The organism is Streptomyces callyspongiae (assembly GCF_047200695.1).
GTDB lineage: Bacteria > Actinomycetota > Actinomycetes > Streptomycetales > Streptomycetaceae > Streptomyces.
The window spans coordinates 1-382 of the sequence record NZ_JBJZOM010000063.1 but is presented as its reverse complement, the minus strand read 5'-3'; the positions used below and the strand labels follow the sequence as shown (position 1 = coordinate 382).

Genomic DNA, 382 nt, shown 5'->3' with positions numbered 1-382 from the left:
ATGGTCTGGCAGGTCGACGTCGACGAGGACCTGGACGTCGACGCGTTCCGGGACGCCTGGTCGCAGGTCATGCGACGGCACCCCATCCTGCGCACCAGTTTCTGGGGGACCGAGAGCAACGACGGCTACCAGCTGGTCTGGGACGACGCCCGGGTCCCCCTCGAGGTCGAGGACTGGCGCTCCAGGACCCCCGAGGCCCAGCAGGAACGGCTCCAGGAATACCTCCAGCAGGACCGCAGCAAGGGCTTCGACCCGCAGGACATGCCGCAGTGGCGGCTGCTCCTGGTCCGCACCGCCGACGACCGGCACCAGATCGTGTGGAGCGCCCACCACGCCGTCCTGGACGGCTGGAGCCTCAGCCTGATCCTGAACGACGTCGTGC

At 69.1% G+C, this 382-nt stretch carries 1 protein-coding gene; it reads left to right on the top strand.

Annotated features, from left to right (window positions below):
* Positions 1-382, top strand: a 382-nt coding sequence (locus tag ACL06G_RS21530; protein ID WP_412788174.1) for a condensation domain-containing protein, incomplete at both ends; no start/stop codon positions are given.